The sequence below is a fragment of the Caballeronia udeis genome, from assembly GCF_001544555.2.
Taxonomy (GTDB): domain Bacteria; phylum Pseudomonadota; class Gammaproteobacteria; order Burkholderiales; family Burkholderiaceae; genus Caballeronia; species Caballeronia udeis.
On sequence record NZ_FCOK02000154.1, the window covers coordinates 1 to 5,790 of the forward strand.

Genomic DNA, 5,790 nt, shown 5'->3' on the forward strand with positions numbered 1-5,790 from the left:
TTTAATCGTCTGTTCGTGTGCCGGTGGAGTTGATGCTGGCTGATGGAATGCGTCTCCGGGAAGTCGCTTTCGATCATATCGCCGGAAAATGGCGGCCTTATAGTCCCCTGGGAATACTGGCATTCGATACAGCGCCGCCCCCTTTAAGGAGACTTCATGAACCCCAGGTTGCTTTATATAAACGGCGAGTGGACAGAGGCTGGTGGCGGCGATTGCCGGGACGTCATCGACCCTGATGAATACACCGATCTGAAGCACGCCTATATCAACTTCGAACCCAAGGCCATGGGCTGGTTCTGACAGCCTGCACAGGAGATGCCTTTATGCTGGAACATCGTCAGCAACGTGTCGATCTGGCGTGTGTCTTTCGCTGGGCCGAGCGCCTCGGCATGCACGAATCCATTGCCAATCACTTCAGCGTCGCCGTCTCGGACGACGGCGCGCAATTCCTGATCAATCCACGCGGGCGGCACTTTTCCCGCATCAAGGCGAGTGACTTGCTGCTGGTGGATGCGCACGACGCGCAGACGATCGATCGGCCGGACGCGCCCGATATCACTGCGTGGGCGCTTCATTCGGCGATCCACAGGCGGCACCGCGAAGCCCGTTGCATCCTGCACGTTCATTCGAAGTACGCGACCGTGCTGTCCTGCCTGCAAGACCCGGTGTTGCCGCCGCTCGATCAGAACTGCATGCGGTTTTTCGAGCGCGTGGCGATCGATACAGGTTTCGACGGCATGGGCCTGGGCGATGAAGCAGAGCGCGTAAGCCGTGCGCTTGTGGGCAAGCCGGTGCTGCTGATGGGGCAGCACGGCGTGCTGGTGGCCGGGCCGACCGTGGCCCAGGCATTCGACGACCTCTATTACTTCGAGCGTTCGTGCGAGACCTATATCACCGCCTTGACGACCGGGCAGCCGCTGCGAATCGCATCGGCTCGGGTGGCGCACAAGACCATGCGCCAATGGGTGGAGGACTACGATGGTTTCGCGGACCAGCACCTGAGCGAGTTGAAGGCCATCCTTGATGACGAGGGGTCGTCATACGCGCAGTAGCCTAGATTCCCCAGGCCGCACGCACGCGGCTGCGGATATCGGCGAGACGCGTAGCGGGTTCATTCGCGAACACGAAGCGCAGATACCGGCCTGCATCCGGACCCCATCCGGGCATTGGCGTTGCAGCTATCTCACCCTTCGCGAGCAGCAGTTGGGAAGCCTCGGTAGAGGGAAGCCCGAGTTGTTCAGTGTCGATAAGCAGAGACCACCCGCCATGCGGCCGGATGACCGGAAGGTCGTGGAGCGCGCTCAAAACGACGTCGCGTCGATCCTGCCATTGCGCGACGGCTTGCGCCACTCCGTCGCCAGTTGACGTCAGGGCGGCAGTCGCACCCGGCATACCGATTCCGACCTGGCAGACCACGTTGGACAGGCTCGTCAGGCGCACGTCGGCCATGATGTTCAGTGGTCCTACGATCCAGCCTACCCGCCACCCGATCATTCTGAACTCTTTCGAAACTGCTCCAACCGTAATGGTCCGTTCGCCCATGCCGGACAATGATGCAGGGTGAATGACAGGGAGGCCATCGAATACGATGCGCTCCATTGCCGCGTCATAAACAAGCCACGCATTCGCGCGCCTGCACTGTTCCGCAATCGCATTCCATTCGCTCATGTTCGCGACGAAGCCGCTCGGCATGGACGGCGACATGATGAGCAATGCACGAGTGCGCGGCCCGACTGCAGCGGACAAGCTGTCGAGGTCCAGCCGCCAGCCGTCGGCGCCAGGCACCAACCGGGCGAACTTCGGAATGCCGCCTGCCAGCCGGACGCGATTGATGAGACCCGCATAGGTCGGATCGGTCAGCACCACTTCGTCGCCGGGTTCCAGTATCGACAAAAGCACATTGAGAATGCCGCTCAGGCCTCCCGCGGATATGATGCATTCGTGGTGGGCGTCGTACTCGATTCCGGTCGATCGCTGCATGCGCGCCGTCACCGCGTGACGCAGCGCGACCTGACCCGTGAAGGGCAGGTAGCTGTTGGCGTTGTCGTCGTCTACAGCTTCATGGGTCCGGCGGATGGCATCGGCCGGCGGCCGTATATCCGTGTCCAGGTTCTCGAGCCTCAGGATGTTGGGGTTGTTCGACGAATCAGCGGCGTCGCCCATTTTGTCGACACCGATTCCGGGAATATTTTTCAACCGAGTGACAGTCACATAAGTCTCCTCACTTGTTTTAATATATTAAAATGAAAAGATCGATCGATGCAAATCTTTCTCCGGGGTCGCTGTGCGACCGCCTGCGCGAGCAGATCCTGCGCGGTGAACTGGCGCCCGGCACCCAGTTGCGCCAGGACCGGATTGCCGAGGAATTCGGCACCAGCCACATTCCGGTGCGAGAAGCATTTGCTCAACTGGAAGCGCGTGGCTTCGTGACCATCGTTCCTAACCGCGGCGCTTTCGTGTCTGCAATGACACGCGACGAGGCAGAAGAACTGCAGCAGATGCGTGTTGCACTCGAGCTTCTCGCGCTCGACACCGCCATTGATGTGTTCAGCACAGAGGACGCGGCCGCTGCGCGCGCCACGCTTGCGCTGGATGCGAGCGCGACCAATGTCGACCAGTGGTCGAAAGACAACTGGGCGTTTCACCGCTCGATTTATGCGGTCTGCGGCAAGCGCCACCTGATGGAAACGCTGGAGTTGCTGTGGCAGAAGGCTGACCGGTATCTGCGTCTTGTCTGGCAGATCGAGGCCTATCAGGACACCTCGTTTGCCGAGCACACCCGGATTCTTGCCGCTGTTGAAGCGAAGGACAAACGCCTGGCGAAACGTTTGACGAAAGAGCATATCGTCGAGGCAGGCGTTGTCATGCTCGACGCGCTGCGCGCTCATCGTTCGCGTTAGGCGCTTGAAGCAAACAGGACGAAAGTCTTAACCCGGGCAACAACAAGAAAAGACCGATGACAAACGAATTTCACGAGAAAAACCGCCTTTCCTGGGACGCCGCCACGGCAGCGCATAACAGTCACAAGGGCGATCAGGCTGCATTTTTCCGCAACGGCGGTTCAACGCTATTCCCCGAGGAAGTAGAGTTGCTTGGCAGTATCGAGGGACTTGACCTGCTTCATCTGCAATGCAATTCGGGGCGGGACACGCTGAGCCTCGTGCGTCTCGGCGCCAACGTGACCGGTGTCGATATCTCGGATGAAGCCATTCGCTTCGCGCGGGATTTATCGGAGCAATCAAACATCCCGGCGACCTTCCACCGCGCCGACTTGCTGACCTATTTCGCGGAACAGGCGAGCACGCCGGGCCGGTTTGACCGCGTGTTCGCCTCGTATGGAACGCTCGGCTGGCTCTCCGATATCGACGCATGGGCGCAAGGCGTGGCGCACTCGCTCAAGCCCGGCGGCCGTTTTGTTCTAGTCGAATTTCATCCGTTCGCGATGATCTTCGACGAGCAATGGACAATGCGATACGACTATTTCGACCACACGCCGATCCCAAGCGATGGCGTCAACGACTACGTTGCGCTGTCAGGCGACGGGCTGGCCCCGGACGGCTATGAGGCCGGCGTTGAGACCTTTGTGAATCCGCATCCGAGCGTCGAGTTCTTTTGGGGAATCGGCAACGTTGTCTCGGCGTTGGCCAAAAACGGTCTGGTCATCGAGCAACTTCGCGAGTACCCGTATGCAAACGGGTGGAAGGGTTTTGAAGGCATGCGCGATAGCGGTGGCCGGCGCATGGTGCCTCCGCAAGACATGGTGCGCTTGCCGCTGATGTACGGCATCGCCGCGCGAAGACCGGCGTGATGAACGAGTCGCCCGGACGCCTTGACAACGCGGTTTGGCTTTAGCGAAATCCGCATGCACGCGCTTGCAGGTTATGACCGGCGCTTAACAATCCGCTTAATCCGTAAATTTGACGCTAGTCCGCACGTGTTATTTTTATGGAAAACGCACCCCTTGACCCACTTTCAGGAGAACGCCGATGACCGCCTTGGCCGCCGTTGCCGCCATACTTGCAGCACTATTAATGGGGGCGATGAGCCCCGGTCCGAGCTTTGTGCTGGTCGCGCGCAACGCGATCGGCTTGTCGCGGGCGGATGGTCTGGCGACCGCACTTGGCATGGGCGTGGGTGGCGTTTTCTTCAGCGGCATTGCGCTTGCAGGGCTCTATACGCTGCTGTCCGCGGTGGAATGGCTCTATGTCGGCTTGAAAGTAGCCGGGGGGCTTTACCTGATCTACATCGCTTCGAAGATCTGGCGGGGTGCGTCCAGTCCGCTGGTCGTGGACGACGGGCGCGACGCGCAAAACCACACACTGCGTAAATCATTCTGGGTCGGTCTCACGACACAACTCAGCAACCCGAAGACTGCGATCTGGTACGGCAGTATCTTCGCCGCCTTGTTGCCGCAGCATCCGCCGCTCTGGTGTTACCTGATCCTGCCGCCCATGATCTTCGCGATAGAAGCAGGGTGGTACACCGTTGTCGCCGTGTGTTTCTCCAGCCGTCGACCGCGCGAGCTTTACCTGCGCGCCAAGAAATGGATCGATCGTATTGCTGCAGGCGCCATTACCGCGCTGGGCTTGCGATTGATCTTGACCGCGCATAAAGCGGGTATCTGACGGTGACGCGACAGCCGGGGCTACGCCCTGGCGAACCGCATCTGGATGATCAGCCACCAGAGGCGAATCGCGATATCAGCGAGATTCTGGAGACGAACCCGCGGTCGGTTGAATAAGCACCTCGACCCATCTTCGAGAAGCCGGGCGTGGAGACGTGCGTTGCGGCAGCGGCTGCTGCATGGAGCGCGGAGAGCTAAGTAGGTGCAGCGGTATAGACAGGATTTAAAGCTGTGATTTATAACTGGTCTTCGCTGCCCGGAACACTGAAAATTCAGGGTTAACATGAATACAACTGACCTGTAAGCTATATTCTCGGCAAGCCTCTCGCCTTTATCCGGCAATGCCGCCGCCCGAGATTAAAAACATCTTTCCTCATCCGTACCGGTAAAAACCTCTTGTATATACCGATTTTGTTGTCCTAGACTCGAGGCTATTCTCTTGTATAGACAAGATGGCCGCCAAAGCCAAAGGACTACCCGATGATCAAGCTCACCCCCGGCAACCTGACTCTGCCCCAACTGCGCCGCATCGCGCGGGAACGCGTCCAGCTGACACTGGAGCCGGCAAGCCACGCCGCCATCGACGCCTGCGCGCAAGCGGTGGAGGACATCGCTGCGAAAGGCCTGCCGGCCTACGGCATCAACACGGGTTTCGGCCGGCTCGCGAACACGCACATCCCTGCGGATCAGCTTGAACTCCTGCAACGCAATCTGGTGTTGTCGCATGCGGTAGGAGTAGGTGAGCCCATGTCGCCGCCCGTCGTGCGTCTGCTGATGGCCTTGAAACTGTCGAGCCTTGGACGCGGCCACTCGGGGATCAGGCGCGTTGTAATGGACGCGATGATCACGCTGTTCAACGCGGACATCTTGCCGGTCATTCCGGTGAAAGGTTCTGTCGGTGCATCAGGTGACCTTGCGCCGCTCGCGCATATGTCGGGCGTGTTGCTGGGCATTGGCGAGGTGTTTATCGAAGGCAAGCAAGCTTCCGCACTCGATGGACTGAAAGCCGCCGGTCTCGAACCGCTGACGCTGCGGGCTAAGGAAGGTCTCGCACTGCTCAACGGCACGCAGGCTTCCACGGCACTCGCCTTGTACAACATGTTCGCGATCGAAGACCTGTACCGCACGGGGTTGGTGTCGGGCGCGCTGTCGGTGGATGCGGCGAT

7 protein-coding genes are annotated in these 5,790 nt (G+C 59.7%); 6 read left to right on the forward strand and 1 reads right to left on the reverse strand.

The features are described from left to right. The first annotated feature begins 156 nt into the window (after positions 1 to 156). Both AWB69_RS48485 and AWB69_RS44625 read left to right on the forward strand, forming a co-directional pair. A complete protein-coding gene (locus AWB69_RS48485; RefSeq protein WP_156529213.1) occupies positions 157 to 300 on the forward strand; it encodes a hypothetical protein in 144 nt (47 codons plus the stop codon). A 23-nt stretch (positions 301 to 323) separates the two neighbouring features. Then, complete coding sequence (locus tag AWB69_RS44625; RefSeq protein ID WP_062093147.1) at positions 324 to 1,052, forward strand: class II aldolase and adducin N-terminal domain-containing protein; 729 nt, start codon at positions 324 to 326, stop codon at positions 1,050 to 1,052. 1 nt (position 1,053) lies between these two features. Here AWB69_RS44625 and AWB69_RS44630 read toward each other — a convergent pair whose 3' ends face one another. After that, complete coding sequence (locus tag AWB69_RS44630; RefSeq protein ID WP_062093148.1) at positions 1,054 to 2,211, reverse strand: pyridoxal phosphate-dependent aminotransferase; 1,158 nt, start codon at positions 2,209 to 2,211, stop codon at positions 1,054 to 1,056. Positions 2,212 to 2,243: 32 nt separating this feature from the next. Between AWB69_RS44630 and AWB69_RS44635 the strand changes: the two genes are divergently transcribed. The 4 genes from AWB69_RS44635 to AWB69_RS44650 all read left to right on the forward strand — a co-directional run. After that, positions 2,244 to 2,900: a GntR family transcriptional regulator gene (locus tag AWB69_RS44635; RefSeq protein ID WP_062093149.1), complete on the forward strand. Its 657-nt coding sequence runs from the start codon at positions 2,244 to 2,246 to the stop codon at positions 2,898 to 2,900. Positions 2,901 to 2,956: 56 nt separating this feature from the next. Further along, complete coding sequence (locus AWB69_RS44640) at positions 2,957 to 3,808, forward strand: class I SAM-dependent methyltransferase (protein WP_062093150.1); 852 nt, start codon at positions 2,957 to 2,959, stop codon at positions 3,806 to 3,808. A 178-nt stretch (positions 3,809 to 3,986) separates the two neighbouring features. Then, positions 3,987 to 4,625 carry a LysE family translocator gene (locus AWB69_RS44645; protein ID WP_062093151.1) on the forward strand — a complete coding sequence of 213 codons (639 nt, stop codon included), beginning with the start codon at positions 3,987 to 3,989 and terminating at the stop codon, positions 4,623 to 4,625. A 479-nt stretch (positions 4,626 to 5,104) separates the two neighbouring features. Then, positions 5,105 to 5,790 (forward strand): aromatic amino acid lyase (locus AWB69_RS44650; RefSeq protein ID WP_197500490.1); only part of this gene is annotated, 686 nt, incomplete at its 3' end.

Coding starts and splice junctions, on each gene's coding strand:
- AWB69_RS44635 (WP_062093149.1), top strand. CDS start 2,244: ATGAAAAGATCGATCGATGCAAATCTTTCTCCGGGGTCGCTGTGCGAC.
- AWB69_RS48485 (WP_156529213.1), top strand. CDS start 157: ATGAACCCCAGGTTGCTTTATATAAACGGCGAGTGGACAGAGGCTGGT.
- AWB69_RS44625 (WP_062093147.1), top strand. CDS start 324: ATGCTGGAACATCGTCAGCAACGTGTCGATCTGGCGTGTGTCTTTCGC.
- AWB69_RS44645 (WP_062093151.1), top strand. CDS start 3,987: ATGACCGCCTTGGCCGCCGTTGCCGCCATACTTGCAGCACTATTAATG.
- AWB69_RS44640 (WP_062093150.1), top strand. CDS start 2,957: ATGACAAACGAATTTCACGAGAAAAACCGCCTTTCCTGGGACGCCGCC.